Genomic DNA, 2,044 nt, shown 5'->3' on the forward strand with positions numbered 1-2,044 from the left:
AAACTAAGACATCCATCTCGTGCTAAAAAATTAAAAGACTTTCTTGGAGAATAATTTTTGAAGAAAAAAAGATTAGAAGCAATAGCATCTTTAGTAAATAAAGATGCTTTTACATTAGATATTGGCACAGATCATGCTTATTTACCAATTTATTTAATAAATAATAATATTACAAATAAAGTTATTGCTAGTGATATATCAAAAAATGTATTGTCTCAATCACTAAATAACTTAAAAAAATATAATTTAAATGATAAAGTACTACTAGTCCAAAGTGATGGATTTAATAACATTAAAGATAATGTAGATATTGCCGTAATTGCAGGTATGGGAGCTCATACAATAATTAATATAATAAATAATGCTAAAAAACTACCAGACAAGATAATTATTCAAAGTAACAATAATGTAGATAAAATAAGAAAATATATGCAAGGTATTAATTATAAAATAATAAAAGAAATGGTGGTATATGAAAATAATAAATATTATATTATTATTAAATATGAAAAGGGAAAAGACAATTTAACTAAAGAAGAAATAGAATTTGGTAAAAATTATAATAAAGAATATTTGCAATATTTACTTAAAAAATATCAAGAAAATGTTTTAAATAATAAAGAATATGAGAAAAATATACTACAATTAGAACATTTTATTGAAAAAATACAGGATTAGTATTATTAGAAACACTATTTATAGTGTTTTTTTTAGGCTCAATAATAGTATTATTACTAGTAGTATTATTAAACTCTTTTATTACATTAAAAACTTTCTTAGCATTACTTATTAATGGTTTACTCTGTTGATATATTGGAATCAATTGATTAGCTATATTTAATGTTTTTGATACACCACTTAATATTTTAGAAAAACTAAATGTATTTGTTCCATACATAAATATTCACCTATTATATATTATGAATCTAATAAATATTGCTTACAAATATACTGTCAAGAGTAAGTAAAAACTACTTAAAACCTCTTGATATAAATATATATATATAGTAAAATGGGAAAAAATAGAGGTGTGCATGTGAAAAAGAAAGAAAAAAATAATAACAAAAAACTAATAGTAGTAATAGCAATAGTACTATTGCTATCAGTTGTAGGTATAACATTAGCATATTTTGTAGGACAAATAGGAAGTGGAGCAACAGCTAATATAAATGTAACAACAGCAACAGTAGATACACTTACGTTTACTACTGGAGCTGATGTTAGTATAGGACCAGTAACACAGCAAAACTTTGCTGAAGGACAACCTAATCAATCAGGATCAACAACAGCTAGTGCTCAATTAAGAGCAAATAGTACAACAAATAGTGCAACTGAAACATATAATTTGTATGTAAATATAACAAATAATACATTTCATAAAACAAGTAATAATGCAGAACTAATATTAACAATAACAGATCCAACAAATACAGCAGTTACATCACTAAGTGGCTTAACATATACAACAGTTAAAGGAGTATCAGGATTTGATGTAACAGAAGAAGATGGCTTAATCCAAATAGCAAGTGATTATACAATAAGTGTACCAAATCAAGCAAATAATCCAAAGACAGATACATGGAATATAACACTAACATTTGTAAATTTAGATAGTGATCAAACAGATAATGCAGGAGCATCTTTTTCTGCTCAAGCAATAATACAAAAAGAAGTGTATGAATTACCAACATATTATTGGAATGCAAGTTTTGATGGAGCTTACTATTCATATCCATTAGGACAAAAGAGTACGAATTGGGGTTCAACATGGACAAGTGGAAGCCCAACAACATATCCAACATTAGCCCAATTACAAAACAATTATGCACAATTTACAACAAATCCAATGTATATAAAAACAACAGATAAACATGAAGCATGTTTATATTATAATAATCATGAGTTTTGTTTAGGACCAAATTATTGGGTAGGAGATAGTCAAGATCAAACAGATGGAACAACAACAAAGAACAAATTGAAAACTGCAATGGAATCAGCACTTGGAACAAGTGCAGATAGATGCGCCTCGAATGGTTATGATGCC

At 26.3% G+C, this 2,044-nt stretch carries 3 protein-coding genes; 2 read left to right on the top strand and 1 reads right to left on the bottom strand.

The genetic code is table 11. The features are described 5' to 3' along the window. Positions 1-57 precede the first annotated feature (57 nt). Positions 58-678, top strand: a complete 621-nt coding sequence (locus ACMUOV_RS09005) for a class I SAM-dependent methyltransferase (RefSeq protein ID WP_413854826.1) — start codon at positions 58-60, stop codon at positions 676-678. On the opposite strand, the gene ACMUOV_RS09010 is transcribed toward ACMUOV_RS09005, so the two are convergent. Next, complete coding sequence (locus ACMUOV_RS09010) at positions 656-898, bottom strand: hypothetical protein (RefSeq protein WP_413854827.1); 243 nt, start codon at positions 896-898, stop codon at positions 656-658. The genes ACMUOV_RS09005 and ACMUOV_RS09010 overlap by 23 nt on opposite strands. A gap of 138 nt (positions 899-1,036) precedes the next feature. On the opposite strand from ACMUOV_RS09010, the gene ACMUOV_RS09015 reads away from it, so the two are divergent. Next, a partial coding sequence (locus ACMUOV_RS09015) for a hypothetical protein (protein ID WP_413854829.1) occupies positions 1,037-2,044 on the top strand: 1,008 nt, incomplete at its 3' end.

It is taken from the genome of Candidatus Ruminimicrobium bovinum (genome assembly GCF_902760015.1).
In the GTDB taxonomy this organism is placed as follows: domain Bacteria; phylum Elusimicrobiota; class Endomicrobiia; order Endomicrobiales; family Endomicrobiaceae; genus Ruminimicrobium; species Ruminimicrobium bovinum.

Coding starts and splice junctions, on each gene's coding strand:
- ACMUOV_RS09010 (WP_413854827.1), bottom strand. CDS start 898: ATGTATGGAACAAATACATTTAGTTTTTCTAAAATATTAAGTGGTGTA.